The following is a 14,035-nucleotide window of genomic DNA, read 5'->3' as shown; positions in this document are numbered from 1 at the left end:
TTACGTCCACGTGCTGCATTTTATTCCCCCATGTCCCGCGGTACGGCGAAAATATCGGTATGCCCGATGTATCCAACCGTCTCCGCCACAGTCGCGCAGCGGTCTGCGGTCCACGCCTGCGCCTGCGCATACCCTGCCTCTGCGGCCGCCATACCGATCCCGTTTAGCAATTCATCATGCAACTGCGCTGCCGACCCGTTCAATTGCCAAGGACTGTCGCCAAAATGCACCTCAAAGCCTTGGTCGGCGAAAACCTCCGCCGCTACCTCGCTCGCTGTTGGCCCCAAAGCCGGACCAATCCCCTTGTCAGTGCGCTGATGGGCATTGAATGCCTTGGTCACATCGGAGTCCGCCTCATGCCGGGGCAGCCAGCGCATCACACCGTTGTAATTCAGCGCAGCGTAGAGTGGGATGCCCGCGTCTTGCAACCGCCCGGCCAGGGCTTTCACCCACTCCAACGGCATCAGATCAAGCAAAGCCGAGGCTGTCACCATCCCAACGCCCTCGAGCGGCAACTCTTCAATATCGCGCAGATCAAACACGACCTGCTCTGCCCCCGGATGCCGTGCCTGCGCAATATCCAACAGCGCCGCGTCCCCATCAATAAAGCGCCACCTGCAACCTGTATCGCCAAATGCCCGCGCTGTTGATCCCGTCCCACTGCCCAGATCAACCACGACGGTGCCCGGCCCTGCGCAGGCCACAGCCCTTGCCAACAGGTCCGCATCGCGTGACGCATGATCCAACGGTTCGCGCAAAGCCAGCCAGTCAGGTGAAAAGCCCATCGCTAGATATCCGCCTCGTACCAGCCGCGCGCGACATGGCTTTCTTCCAGCGAAACTTTGATCCGGCACACCCGGCCGCCGTCGCCCAGACCCGTGGTTTTGGCCGTGTCACGCAGCTGCTGCCAAATGTAGTGGCACAAAAACTCGGTTGTTGTGATCTTGCCCTTGAACGCAGGCACCTCATCAAGGTTCGCATACTTCAGCGGCTTCAAAGCCCCGGCCAAAGCCTCCAGCGCCAGCCCCATATCCACAACCAAGCCGTTGTCATCCAGATCCTTGGTATAGAATGCCGCGTCCACGACGAATGTCGCCCCATGCATACCTTGCGCCGGGCCAAACACCGGCGATGGCAAGGAATGGGCGATCATGACGTGATCACGTACTTCAACTGCAAACATTTATTTCCCCAATCGTATCGCTATTTTGGAAGTTAAGACTATCGTTTCTCTGACCACGCGTCAGCACACCACTCACAAAGGCCAGATATTGCCAGATAGAAATCAAGATCTTACCTGCCTGAGCTGGAATATTCACCGCTGTCGGGGGAATGACGGGCGCGTCGATCCCAACCGCACGTTGGCCACGCTGCAAGATGAGACGCCCTTGGACGATCTTGACGCACTGATCCTTCAGGAGGCCGATGAAGAGGTTCCACCACATGCGGGTCTTCTGGATATCGCGGCGGTCGAGGCTGCGAGCGGACTGCGCTATCTGCACACCGATCCGGCACATCGTTGGTCCGCGGGCAGCCACGGATTTCTGGGTACGATCATCTTCATAAGCCCCAAGATCACCGTCGAGGGGATCACCCTGCTTGATCTGCCAGGACGTTGCCATCGTGGAGCGGTCATTGCAGACCTTACGGTTGATGAAACTCAGTTTCGTCTGATCGGCATGCATCTGTCGCTGATGCAAACGCTGCGGTGGGCGCAACTGCGCACGATCTGCCAATTCATGTTCCGCAAGCCGCGCCGCCCTGCGATCCTGATAGGCGATCTGAACGAATGGCGACCCTGGGGTGGCCTCGCCCTGTCGAAACGCTTTCTGGGCGTCGAGTTGCGCGGCCCGACCAAGCCGACCTTTCCCATCAAACGTCCCCTGCTGCCGCTCGACCGCGTGCTGACGACGGCCCCGGCGCACATCAACGAAACACAAGTGCTTGATGGTCCCGGTATCCGCATGACGTCCGATCACCGGCCCTTGCTGGCGCATATAAATCTGGGCAACTAGCATCAGACACCCCCATCGCGCGCCCGCGTCCAGCGGTGCAGCCACACCGGGCTAAGCGGCGTTTCATCCGCCGCACGCAGGCTAAGGCGGATTTCAGCGACATCCCGGTCACCCGGCGTGAACAAGAATGTCACGCGAGTGCCACTGTCATCAGGCAAAGGAAACGCACTGATCCCCAGCACCTTGGCCCCGTCGGTGGTCGAAATCACCGGCAAGGCACCATCCACGACAGTGGCGACGTCCACCACAAATCGGCGATGTCCGGGCCTGTCATGCTCGCGTCCGCTGCGACCCTGCACAAATGGAGCCAGCGAACCTATGTTAGGTGCGTTCAACGCCCACGTCAGCTTGTACGCATAGCGGTATTCCTGCCCTGCCCGTAAAGGTGCCGCGGGCCGCCAGAACGCCACGATATTATCCAGAAATTCGGTCTGTGTCGGCAATTCCACCAACATCACAGCACCCGGGCCCCACCGCTCTAGTGGTTCTACCGTGGCCGAGGGGCGGTCATGATAGCGCGCTTCGGTATCCTGATAATTCTCATAGGCACGCGGCGTTTGGTATAGACCAAACCGTTCCGGACTGTCGTCCACAAAAACAGAGGTTTCCACATTGCGCGGATTCGCGATGGGCCGCCAAATCCGCTCGCCCGCGCCATTGGTGATGGCAAGCACATCGCTGTCATGCACATGTGGGCGGAAATCATCGGACACCGAGGCCAGCATCGGCCCCTTCAGATACATCGAGGTCAGCGGCGCAATCCCGATATCGCCGATATCCACGCGGGGAAACAACGTCGTGGTGATCTCCATCCCGGTATCCACACCGGGACGCAGCACCATATCCAGATGGGCGGTCAGCGACGGGCTGTCGATCACGCCTTCTATGCGAACGGTCTCATCCTGCGCCGGATGCAAACGCAGGTGAATAAACCGCGGGAACTCTTCTGGCCCATCTCCGCCGGTACCAAGTGCGACTGTACGGGCTGACAACCCGTAAACCATAGCCTTGCCAATCGCACGGAAATAGCTGGCACCCTGCATGACAAGCACTTCATCCATGCGGTCCGGTGCATTCAACGGATAGCGCACGCGCATGCCGGAAAAGCCTGCACCGGGACTGGTCAGCGGTATCTCGTCGAAGTACCGCGTATCAAAATCGAACAACCCGGGGCTAAACGCTATCTCTTGCAGACCCTCGGATGTGATCTTATCCACCTTGATCGGATCAGGGAAATAAAGGCCCGGCGGCAGCAAATCGACAGCGAACCGGCTGCCGTGCGGCAGCATTGCCGCCTTTCCCGCTTGGGGACGAATGCCGCGATAGGCATTGTAATCCAGCCCCGCAAAAGGCGGTGTAAGCGGAGTGGTGTTGGGGGTGTAAGGTTGGCTTTGCAGGGCCTTGGCGACATTTCGCAAACTGCCGACAGTCTCTCCCACCGCAGGCAAAGCGCCCGCGACCACGAAAGCCGCCGTACTCATCAACAATTCACGGCGTTTCATGCGGGTTTCCCGTTCAGCAACAGCATCAGCAGCGGTGCAATGAGCAGCGGCGCAATCACCGGTGCCAGCCAAAGCGCATTTGTGTTCGGGCTGGAAAGCGCAAGCGCCAGAGCCACAAGACCCACCGCCACCTCTGACCATCCCGCAGGCAATATCACGAGCGGTTTGCGACCAGATTTCCAACCGCAGTCTTGTCCTATCAATATGGACCCAACGGATGTTGCGTGGCGCAGCGAAATCAAAGGGCCCACCAATGTGGACAACGCCAGCTCGGACAGCCAAGCGCGCAGGATCACCCGCCGCCGCCAGATTGTGCGGGCGCGCGGCAACAAATCAACCAAAGCGCAAAGCTTGGGCATCAGAAGCACCACAGCGACCAAAGCAATCGACGCATAGTTGCTGACCGATATCGCCCCGAGGCTAAGCAGCAACAAAAGCAATAACCAAATCGGCGCGGACAGATAGCTGAACGCCCCGGTTACCAGATGCATGCGGCTGACAGGATGCAGGCCGGGGCTGGCCAACAGCCGCAGATGCTGCAAATTGCCCTGACACCAGCGGCGGTCGCGGCGGAAGAATTCCTGCAGGCTTTGTGGCGCATCCTCGGCGCTGCCGCGCATATCGGGCGCCAATTCAATGTCCCAACCAGCGCGACGCATCCATGCGGCTTCGACAAAGTCATGGCTCAGCAGATCACCCCCAAAGGGGGCACGGCCTGACAAACGCGGCAAGCGTGCGGCAGACCGAAATGCCGCCACGCGCATGATCGCGTTATGGCCCCAATAGTTGCCAGCCTTGCCCGACCAGGCGGCAAATCCACGGCCAAAGGCACGCCCCAGCAAACGTGACGAAATCCGCTGATGGCGACCAAAGCGCGTACGGCCCGGGATCAGCGCAATCGCAGCCTGCAACAGCCCCGTACCGGGCCGGGTTTCCAACTGCCAGGTCAACTGTTTGATGCTGTCTGGTGTCATCCGACTATCGGCATCTTTGACGACCATATACTCATAATCGCTGCCATGGGTGTTAAGCCAATCCGCGATGTTGCCGGGCTTTCTATTGATGTTTTCGGTCCGCCGGCGATAGACGATGCGCCCCTGCGCAATCAGGTTGGCCAGCGCCGCTTCCTCTGCCGCGATTTGCGATGTGCCTGATGTATCAGACAGCACGAAGACTGTCGCCTCACGCCCAAGGCCAACCGCCCCCAAACCACGCGCAAAGCTGTTCAGATACGCAGCCAGTGGACCCGGAGCTTCGCCACATAGGGCAATCAAGACGGCCGTCTTGCCTTTCGGCACCCAATGCTGGGGCGGCACGCTCTGCGGCACAGCAGGGGCAAACAACCCCAGTACAGCGGTCGCCGCTCCGCCGGAAATCCACAAGCCATTCACCATGATCAGCACAGCCACGACGACGGTCAGCGCGCTCCATTCGACAACCGCGCTTAAGCAAAGGCCGCCACGATCAGGACCGACAGCGCAACGGTTAGACTGACAAACGGCGCAAATCCCGCCCCGACGGTCGCGGAGCCCCGCACAGTCTGACCGCGCCACAAGCGCCCAAAACGCTGTTGTGCATGTAGAATGATCTGAGAGTTCGGATTAAACACGCTGACTTGCTTTCCCTGCACGTTATGACTTTGGCCCAATGGGTGGCCACATCCGGCTAAAAATCCCGTCGCGCCGCACCAACCCATGATACGCCGCCGCACCAATGTGCATCGCGACCAAGATAGTAATTGCATAAGCGCCGTAAAAATGCACCGCCTTCGCAACCTCTGCCAAAACCTCGGATCGCGGCACCAGCGCCGGAACACCCATCGCATCAAGCGCTTCGATCGGAACCCCCGGCCCTGACCCTGACATAGCCCGCAAGTGGCATAATCAAGAGTAGGGCATAGAGACCGATATGCGTGGCATGGGCGGCAAATTCCTGCGCCTTGGGCAGGGCAACCGGGGCCAGCACAGGCGGGTATCGCCAACGGTAAAACAGACGCACAAAGATCAGGATCAGCAACAGCGCACCGATATTTTTGTGCGAGATAAAGAGGAAGTTCTGAAAGCTGCGGCTTAGCTCGTCGCGCACCATCAAGAACCCAACCGCGATCATCCCAAGAACAAGGAGCGCCATGATCCAGTGAATTAGCCGGGCGGGGACGCGATATCTTCGAACGTTATCTGTCATGGGTCGTACTCTCTTTTTTGCTGTCTTGGGAATATTACGCCTGACTTGCGCGTATTATTCACAAGAATTATTTTTTAGAGTGCGACGGATGAAACAGCCCACACCGGACAAGCCCATAACGGATGCCCCCACAAAGCTAGGCAGCTTTGTCGCATCGCCCTTGCATATGTTCTGTGGGGCAGCGCTGATTGGCGCTGTGGCATTGGTCTTTCTTTATGATGTGTTGTTCGCGATCACGTCTGGAAATAGTGTCTTAGTGGCCGTTGGGACTGGTCTTTACCTCGCGGTTGCAGCAGTGGCGGCATTTCGCCTAAGCCAAGATTTTCCGCATCCCACCTTAGGTTTGTGCAATCTGGTAACGCTCTCGCGACTGGTGATCGTAGGGATTCTTTGTGTCGTGATGCTGGCCGGAATAGCTCCGAACTGGGCGACCTTCGGGATTGCGGCGCTGGCTCTCTGCCTCGATGGCTTAGATGGGTGGCTGGCCCGTAAGCAGGACCGCGCTTCCGATTTTGGGGCGCGTTTTGATGTCGAAGTTGATGCCATCTTCGCCTTTGTGCTTGCAGTTTATGCCGCCATCAACGGGGCCGCTGGCCACTATGTGATCCTGCTGGGCCTGCCACACTACCTGTTTTGGATTGCACGGCTGCAACTGCCTTGGCTGAACCAGCCACTAAATCCAAGGTTCAGTTTCAGCCGCAAGGCCGTCTGCGTCTTCCAGATCGGCGCGCTAATCGCTGTGCAGATTCCGTTCCTTGCGGACGGGCGCCTGGAACTGATGATCGCAGCTGTCATATTCGCGCTGATCTGGTCCTTTGCGCGCGATATCCTTTGGCTCTGGCAAAGGCGGAGGCCGGGCATTTGACGCTCCGCGGTAGTCTGGCGGCCATTGTGGCAGCCCTCATCATCGATCTGGTGCTGATCCAGCCCAATCACCCCGCAGCCGTCGCATGGGACGCGCTATTGCTGTTCCCGCTTGAGTTGCCCGCAATCCTGTTCGCGCTCTTGGCCTTCGGTGCATCGCGCGCAGGTGTTGTTTTGCGGTTTGGACTGGTTGTGGCACTCACGACAATTGCTGTCCTCAAAACCGCCGATTTTGTCATGTTCACCTCACTCAATCGCGGCTTTAACCCAGTAGGCGACTTACCTCTTGTCGGCTCTTTCTATGATCTGATTGTAGGCAATCTGGGGCACGCCGCAGCCATCGTTGCCATTATCAGTGGGGTACTGACGATCGCAGGTCTTGCTGCCATCTTATGGTGGGCAATGCGCATCTGGGCGCGGATTTCACAGCCTTATCCTTTGCCTGCGCTGGCCACTGCCGCCGCCATCGCAAGTACCGGCATCGTCATTGCCGACGTCGGTGCCAAGATGGGCCGTTGGAGCGCGCCATTTCCCTATCCCGGTACCGCCTTCACCGCCCGCGTCGGTGTAGAGCGTATCCAGACCGCCCAGCAAACCATTGCGGACTTGCGCGTTTTTCGGGCCGCCGCGCGGAACGACCCGTTTGCAAAACAAACGGGCCTGTTTGATCTGGTGGATCGCGATGTCATCGTTGTGTTTGTCGAAAGCTATGGGCGCACGAGCCTCGACACACCGCTCTATGCAAATCTACACCGCGAAACACTGGCTCGCGCACAGGCAGACCTATCCGCATCGGGGCTGTCCATGTCATCCACCCTGCTCGCCTCGCCCACCCAGGGCGGGCAAAGCTGGCTGGCGCATGCATCCTTTGCCAATGGGCTGTGGGTGCCAAACCAAACCAGCTATCGCGCGGCGCTCTCTAGTGGCAGGCAAACCCTGTTTCATCTGGCGGGGCAGTCCGGGTTTCATACAGCCGCCGTGATGCCGCAAATTACCCTTGATTGGCCCGAAGCACAGTTCATGGGGTTCGAGACAATCCTTGCCGAGGCTGATCTGGGCTATGCCGGGCAGCCCTTCAACTGGATCACAATGCCCGACCAATTCACATTCGCTGCAATGGATCGTCTGCTGCGTGACCGGCAAACTGATGACAGGCCTTTTTTTATCCAGATGGCGCTGGGTTCATCGCACGCCCCATGGGTTCCGGTGCCAGAGGTGATCAACTGGGATGATTTGGGCGACGGCACGGTTTTTGACCCCATCGTGGCGTCCAGCGACCCGCCCCGCGTGGTCTGGCAGGACAACGACCGCGTGCGCGACCAGTACAGATTGGCGGTAGACTATGCCTTACAGACGGTCTTTGCTTATGCCGCTTTGCACGCCAAAGAACCGCCTTTGATGATCATCGTGGGCGACCATCAGGCCGCCGGGTTTATTGCATTGGATGAGCGGCCGCATGTGCCGATGCATATCATTGGTCCCAATTCCTTGGTTGATCTGCTCTCAGACGCCGATTTCACCCCCGGCCTAATCCCGGCTGACACCACGCCGGTGCGTGGCATGGACCTGATGCGCGCGCATATCGTGCAAGCCCTGTCCTCGCAGCTGATCGCCGAGGTTGCTCAATGACGCGGGCGGGCATTTGGCGCATCGGTCAGCTGGTGTTCACGGCACTTCTGATTACTTTATTGTGGTCTGCCGCCGATGGACCCGAAATCATGCGCATCCTTTCGCAGGCACAGCCCCTTTGGCTGTTGACGGCTATCGGTATTCTGATCTGTCAGACATTCTTATCGGCGTTGCGCTGGAAACTGACCGCCGCACATTTGGGCCAAGTCTTGCAGCTACCCTACGCGATTAAGGAGTATTTTATGTCACAAGTCGTCAACCAAGCTCTGCCTGGCGCTGTCGTGGGTGACGCCGCCCGAGCGGTGCGCGCCCGGGCGCAGGGGGGCCTTGCCGTCGCCACACAAGCTGTAGTGTTCGAGCGTTTGGCGGGACAAATTGCGATGTTCATCACGATGACTAGCGCTTTTGTTGTAACCAACCTGTCAGTGGGCGGGTTGGATTGGCCCCTGTCAATCGCCGCCCCCATTGGCACAATCATCATGGTTGGCTGCGCCGTTGCTGCACTGATCGTCCTCGGCCAATGGGTCCCCGCGATCTTGGGAACAACACTCGCTGGCTGGATGCGTCCGTTCTATGCTGCGCTGCTGTCAAGACGAGCCCTTCCGGGGCAAGTCGGGCTGGGTGCCGCAATCACCTTTTGCAACCTTGCCGCCTTTGGGTTTTGCGCATGGGCGGTCGGGGTGCATTTGTCCGTCGCTGCTCTGGTCGCCATCGTACCAGTCATCCTATTTTCTATGCTGATCCCTTTCACCGTCAGCGGCTGGGGTATCCGAGAAGGCTCAGCGGCAATTCTTCTGCCTCTTGCTGGCACCACACCTAGCGAAGGTGTCGCGGCCAGCGTGATGTTCGGGGTCGCCATGCTGCTTGCCGTACTGCCGGGCCTTATCGCCATGGTGCTGAAATGATCGCGCGCGCCGCTTTTGCCGTACCCGGTGATCTGACCACGCTGACTGGAGGGTATATCTATGACCGCAGGCTACTGCATGAGTTGCGAGCGATGGGCATCGACGTGACCCATATTGCTTTGCCCGGCAGCTTTCCGGGACCGTCAGCGCAGGATATGGATACAACCTTCGCGCAACTGGCCACTATTGTCGACGACTGCCCCGTGATTATTGATGGCCTCGCCTTTGGCGCGATGGATCCAGCCCGTGTCGTACAGGTGCATACGCCCATCGTTGCCCTGATCCATCACCCGCTTGCGCTTGAAAACGGACTGGACCCTGACCGTGCACGGGAGCTTTACCACAGCGAACGCGCCAACCTTGCACATGCCGTTCAAGTGATTGTGCCCAGTCCGCATACCGCGGCTCTGCTGGTGTCGGACTACGGGGTGCTTAAGCGCACCGCATTCACATCGCACGCCCCGGCACCGACCGACCTTCTGAGGTCGCGCGACCGGTCGACCCCCGCTGATCTTGTCGGTTGGTATCCAATTGCCGCGCAAAGGGCATGATGTTCTGCTCAAGGCTTTGGCCAGGATCACCGATCTGGATTGGCAGGCCAAGATCGTCGGCGCACCACTCGACGCAAACCACGCGCAAGAGCTTACGGACCTGCGCCTGTCGCTCGGCCTTGGCGACCGTGTGACACTCACTGGTCAGATTGATGATGCAAAATTGGGGGCGCTTTTCGGGTCTGCGACCCTCTTCGCGCTGGCGACCCGGTTTGAAGGTTATGGGATCGTTTTTGACGAAGCGCTCGTGCACGGGTTGCCGATCATTTCCTGCAATGTCGGGGCTGTGCCGGATACCGTGCCATCAGGTGCCGGAGTTTTGGTGCCACCTGACGCGCCAGAGGCTTTTGCCGATGCGTTGCGACGGCTGTTGAGCGATCCAGAAAACCGCAAAACCCTCGCCATTGCGGCACAGACTGCCGGGCATGCGTTGCCCAGTTGGCGTGACACCGCAGCGGCTGCCGCTGCCGCCCTGACAGCTACAAAGGCCCCTGCTTCATGACAGCCATAACCAAAGCACATCTACATGCGATCCATAAATCGCTGAATGTCTACTACCGCGATGCGGACCGCACCGCACGCATGGACCGGCTGAATGCGCGATTTGTGACCAAAGGCGACCTCGCCTTTGACATCGGTGCCCATGTGGGTGACCGCACTGGCAGCTTTCTACGTCTGGGGGCGACCGTTGTCGCCGCAGAGCCGCAACCGCATATCTTCCGTGCCTTGCGACTGCTTTATGGCAAATGCGACCGGGCCAACCTGCACCAGACAGCGGTAGGAGCAGAACCCGGCAAGCTGCATCTGCATGTGAACACGGACAATCCCACGATCACCACCGCCTCGTCGGATTTGATCGCAGCGGCGCGTCGGTCCACGCAATGGGAAGGGCAGGTTTGGGATAGTCGGATCACCGTCAATACCATCACTCTGGATGCGCTGATTGCGCAATATGGCGTCCCGGATTTTGTGAAGATTGATGTAGAGGGGCATGAGCTGGAGGTGCTTAAGGGCCTGACGCACCGGCCCCCTGCACTGTCGTTTGAGTTCACGACGATTCAAAAGGACGTCGCACTGGATTGCCTGACCCAAATGCGCCACCTTGGTGACTATGAGTTCAACGTCAGCCTGGGCGAGGATCATGCTTTCGTCAATCCAGACTGGGCCGACGCGCCAACATTACAGTCACAGATCGCAAGGCTACCGATGCGGGCGAACTCCGGCGATGTATTCGCGCGGCTCCGGTGATTACGGCAGAGGGCAAAACTTGAAGCCGACCTAAGCCGCGCTCACCAAAGCCGCACTGCCCTGATCCACTTGCTTTGTCCGGTAGATCAGCGTGAAGGCTGCTTAGCGTAAAGAAGAAAGAAATCACAGCAGACAACATCACACCGCCCGCAATGGCGACGGCAAAGGGCGGCCAAAAGCCACCGCCCGCCAAAATCAAAGGCAAGAAGCCACCAAAGGTCGTGATCGTCGTCGACGTGATATGCTTAAAGCTTGACCCGGTCACCACCCGCGCGATGGCGTCAGTATCACCAGCAGCAGCGTCCGGGTCACCCTTCAGACCGGTCAGAATGATTATTGCGGCATTTATCGACACACCGATTGACCCGATCACGCCAATGATCGCGTTGATGCCGAAGGGGAATTGCATCACCGCAAGTGACAACATCGACAGACCTGCCGATAGAACGCAAACCACCAAGGCAATCGCCGTCAACCGGAAGGAATTGAAGGTCAGTACAATTGTGGCGATCGTCAGCGTCACAATCAGACCTACGGATGCCAGCAGGTTCCCGACGGTATCCGAACGCGCATCACTATCGCCGCCCAACTCGATCCGATAGCCCAGCGGCACATCAAAGCCACGGGCATCCAGCGCAGCAAGTACATCCTGCAATGCCTCTTCCGGCAAGACACCGGGAACGATAAAGGCCTGCACCGTGTTGACCCGCTCACCGTTGCGCCGCGTGATCACGCTTTCCGCGGGCTCAAGCACAGTGACCGCCAACTCGGAGAAAGGGACCACCGGTAACGCGCCAGTACCGGAAAGGGCCACAGCGTTTGGCAGCAAAATAGGCAGGTCATTGACCCCCTCAAGATCGCTGCGCAAATCATCGCCAAAGCGCACTCGCACCGGCAGTTGATCTGTCCCTTCGACAAGGCTGCCACCGGTCACACCAACCAGCCCGGCCTCAAGCTGCGCTGCAACATCTGTCAGGTTCATTCCCAATAACCGTACAGCAGGTTCGTTGATTTCATAACGCAGCTGTGGCGCACCGCTGACCACACCCGCCCGTACCTGCGTAACCAAAGGCAGGTCGGCCATAATCGCCCGCGCCTCATTTCCCAGATCACGCAGCACATTCAGATCAGGGCCAACAAGGCGCACTTCGATAGGGGCAGCGACAGGAGGACCTTGGACCAAGTCACGCACGATAATGCGTGCCTGCGGATAAGCCAGATCAAGCGTATCCTGCAATTCCGGCACAATGCGCGCGGCATCTTCCGCTGTGATCGTTTTGACCATGGCTTGTGCATAGGCAGGTTCAGCCGAACGGCCACTGGTGATGTTGTAATAGAACGCGGGGCCAGATTGACCCAATGACCAATAAACGCGATCCACCCCTTCACTTTCAGCCAGACGCGCATCGATCTCGCGCGCAACTGTCGCGGTTTCTGCGATAGCCGTACCGGGCGGCATGTCAATTTCGATGTAGAACTGGTCACGCTCCACCCCCGGAAAGAACTGCGCCGTAAGTGTCGGGAAAGCGGCAAAGCCAAGGACGGGCAAGACCAACGCAAGCGCCATAGATCGCACGGGGTTACGCACCGACAGATTGATCAGTGCCGAAAACGCGCGGCCCAGCAATGGAACCTGCAAACCCGCTGGCTTACCGCCTTTCAGGAACCATCCTGCTAATGCGGGCGTCACGGTGAGCGCAACAAACAATGACCAGACCAGCATCAGGACGACGGCAATCGCGATGGAACCTACAAAGTCGCCCGCCGGGCCCGGCAGCAAAATCATCGGCGTAAACGACAGCGCAGTCGTGACGGTAGAGGCCAGTAAGGGGGCCGCTAGCCGGTTGACCGCATCACCGACCGCCGTCGCCCGATCCATGCCGCGCCCAAGACGTTGGCGTACCTCATCAACCATCACGATGGCGGCATCGACCAAAAGGCCAAGGGCCACGATCAGACCAGTTACCGACATCTGGTGAATAGGCAGGCCAATGAAGTTCATGCTGGCCAGCGTGGCCAGCGATACAACCGGCAGCACAACAGCGACAATCGCCGCGGCCCGCAGGCCGAGTGTGACAAAGAGAACGAGCACGACCAATGTGACACCAATGGCCATGTTGACCCCCACCTCGGCCAGACGATCAGCGGTATAGGTGCTTTGATCAAACATCAGCGTCTCAGACAGACCAACCGGAACAGCCACCGCCCCGGCTTGCAGTTCGTCACGCACAAAGCCCATCCAACGGTCGATCTGCACACCATCCTGCGCCAGAACACCGACAAGGATCGCACGCTTGCCATTGGCAATCGCCATTTCGCTGGCAGGTTCTCGCGCGTCGCGCGTAATGGTCGCGATGTCCGCCAGGGCAACGGTCGCACCATCCGCATTTTGACGCAAAACAACATCGCCCAGACGCTCCAGCGTTTCGATTGCGCCAGAAATGTTGATGGTCAGATTGACAGCATCGCTTTGCACGCGGCCCGCCTGCACCTTGCCATCCGCCGCACTGATCAGGCCCGAGATATCCTGCGCCGTCAAACCCAGATTTGCAGCCGCCTGCGGATCGACTGTCACCAGAACCTCGGTCTCTGGTTCCCCGAACAGATCAACGGCCCGTGTTGAGGGAATAGTGCGCAACCGGTCAGCAAGCGCGTCGGCATGTGCTGCGACAATCGCATGAGGAACGTCTGCGTGGTCAGCCGTGACAGCCACGACGGCAGAGTAGGATGATATTCCTTCGGCATCGAAATCAGGGGGCAACACCCCAGCGGGGAAGTTGCGGCGCGCGGCTTCCACCGCGTCACGCGCCTCGGACCACACCTGTTCAATTGTCGCATCATCAAGCGTTTGCAGCAACTCAATGGATACGACCGACACGCCAGAGCGCGAAACCGATCCGATCACATCTACCTCTGCAATGGATTGCAGTTCTTCTTCAATTTCGGCGGTGACAAGCGTTTCAACCCGTGCCGGGTCTGCGCCCGGAAATTGGGTTGTGACCGAGGCAAAAAGGTTGGTGATCGTTGGGTCTTCTTGCCGCCCCAAGGACAGGAACGACGACATGCCTGCCGAAATCAAAACCAGCAAAATCAGCGCGACAAGGCGCGGCTGACGAAAAGTGAGCGTGCTGAGCATC

The 14,035-nt window shown here is 58.9% G+C and carries 14 protein-coding genes; 7 read left to right on the top strand and 7 right to left on the bottom strand.

The features are described from left to right. Positions 1 to 20: 20 nt before the first annotated feature. Entirely contained in the window at positions 21 to 785 is a 765-nt protein-coding gene (locus QTO30_RS15950; protein WP_340425060.1) for a class I SAM-dependent methyltransferase, read from the bottom strand. A gap of 2 nt (positions 786 to 787) precedes the next feature. Next, complete coding sequence (locus QTO30_RS15945) at positions 788 to 1,183, bottom strand: 6-pyruvoyl trahydropterin synthase family protein (RefSeq protein WP_340425059.1); 396 nt, start codon at positions 1,181 to 1,183, stop codon at positions 788 to 790. 88 nt (positions 1,184 to 1,271) lie between these two features. Here QTO30_RS15945 and QTO30_RS15940 point away from each other — a divergent pair, with 88 nt between their 5' ends. Beyond that, positions 1,272 to 2,015 (top strand): endonuclease/exonuclease/phosphatase family protein, encoded by a 744-nt coding sequence (locus QTO30_RS15940; RefSeq protein ID WP_340425058.1) that lies wholly within the window; start codon positions 1,272 to 1,274, stop codon positions 2,013 to 2,015. 2 nt (positions 2,016 to 2,017) lie between these two features. Here the strand turns inward: QTO30_RS15940 and QTO30_RS15935 are convergent, their stop codons facing one another. From QTO30_RS15935 to QTO30_RS15920, 4 genes are all read right to left on the bottom strand, one after another. Further along, a complete protein-coding gene (locus QTO30_RS15935; protein WP_340425057.1) occupies positions 2,018 to 3,517 on the bottom strand; it encodes a glucan biosynthesis protein in 1,500 nt (499 codons plus the stop codon). Beyond that, positions 3,514 to 5,070: a glucans biosynthesis glucosyltransferase MdoH gene (gene mdoH / locus QTO30_RS15930; RefSeq protein ID WP_340425056.1), complete on the bottom strand. Its 1,557-nt coding sequence runs from the start codon at positions 5,068 to 5,070 to the stop codon at positions 3,514 to 3,516. The genes QTO30_RS15935 and mdoH overlap by 4 nt, the downstream gene beginning before the upstream one ends. Positions 5,071 to 5,148: 78 nt before the next feature. Continuing rightward, a complete protein-coding gene (locus QTO30_RS15925; RefSeq protein WP_340425055.1) occupies positions 5,149 to 5,337 on the bottom strand; it encodes a cytochrome b in 189 nt (62 codons plus the stop codon). Positions 5,338 to 5,341: 4 nt separating this feature from the next. Continuing rightward, complete coding sequence (locus tag QTO30_RS15920; protein ID WP_340425053.1) at positions 5,342 to 5,701, bottom strand: cytochrome b; 360 nt, start codon at positions 5,699 to 5,701, stop codon at positions 5,342 to 5,344. 88 nt (positions 5,702 to 5,789) lie between these two features. Between QTO30_RS15920 and QTO30_RS15915 the strand changes: the two genes are divergently transcribed. The 6 genes from QTO30_RS15915 to QTO30_RS15890 are packed head-to-tail and all read left to right on the top strand — an operon-like array spanning position 5,790 to position 10,898. After that, positions 5,790 to 6,566, top strand: a complete 777-nt coding sequence (locus QTO30_RS15915) for a CDP-alcohol phosphatidyltransferase family protein (RefSeq protein ID WP_340425052.1) — start codon at positions 5,790 to 5,792, stop codon at positions 6,564 to 6,566. Further along, positions 6,563 to 8,194 carry a sulfatase-like hydrolase/transferase gene (locus QTO30_RS15910; RefSeq protein ID WP_340425051.1) on the top strand — a complete coding sequence of 544 codons (1,632 nt, stop codon included), beginning with the start codon at positions 6,563 to 6,565 and terminating at the stop codon, positions 8,192 to 8,194. Before QTO30_RS15915 ends, QTO30_RS15910 begins: the two co-directional genes overlap by 4 nt. Next, entirely contained in the window at positions 8,191 to 9,099 is a 909-nt protein-coding gene (locus QTO30_RS15905; RefSeq protein WP_340425050.1) for a lysylphosphatidylglycerol synthase transmembrane domain-containing protein, read from the top strand. Before QTO30_RS15910 ends, QTO30_RS15905 begins: the two co-directional genes overlap by 4 nt. Beyond that, the gene (locus tag QTO30_RS15900) at positions 9,096 to 9,650 is read left to right on the top strand and encodes a hypothetical protein (RefSeq protein ID WP_340425049.1); all 555 of its coding nucleotides are present in this window, start codon (positions 9,096 to 9,098) and stop codon (positions 9,648 to 9,650) included. Before QTO30_RS15905 ends, QTO30_RS15900 begins: the two co-directional genes overlap by 4 nt. Next, complete coding sequence (locus QTO30_RS15895) at positions 9,631 to 10,152, top strand: glycosyltransferase family 4 protein (protein WP_340425048.1); 522 nt, start codon at positions 9,631 to 9,633, stop codon at positions 10,150 to 10,152. The genes QTO30_RS15900 and QTO30_RS15895 overlap by 20 nt, the downstream gene beginning before the upstream one ends. After that, positions 10,149 to 10,898, top strand: coding sequence for an FkbM family methyltransferase (locus QTO30_RS15890; protein WP_340425047.1), 750 nt, complete (start codon positions 10,149 to 10,151; stop codon positions 10,896 to 10,898). The genes QTO30_RS15895 and QTO30_RS15890 overlap by 4 nt, the downstream gene beginning before the upstream one ends. Here the strand turns inward: QTO30_RS15890 and QTO30_RS15885 are convergent. After that, entirely contained in the window at positions 10,801 to 14,034 is a 3,234-nt protein-coding gene (locus QTO30_RS15885; protein WP_340425046.1) for an efflux RND transporter permease subunit, read from the bottom strand. The two genes, QTO30_RS15890 and QTO30_RS15885, sit on opposite strands and share 98 nt — an antisense overlap. Position 14,035 lies beyond the last annotated feature (1 nt).

It is taken from the genome of Yoonia sp. GPGPB17 (assembly GCF_037892195.1).
In the GTDB taxonomy this organism is placed as follows: domain Bacteria; phylum Pseudomonadota; class Alphaproteobacteria; order Rhodobacterales; family Rhodobacteraceae; genus Yoonia.
Note: the sequence above shows the minus strand (reverse complement) of the source record. Positions and strands in the feature narration are given on the sequence as shown.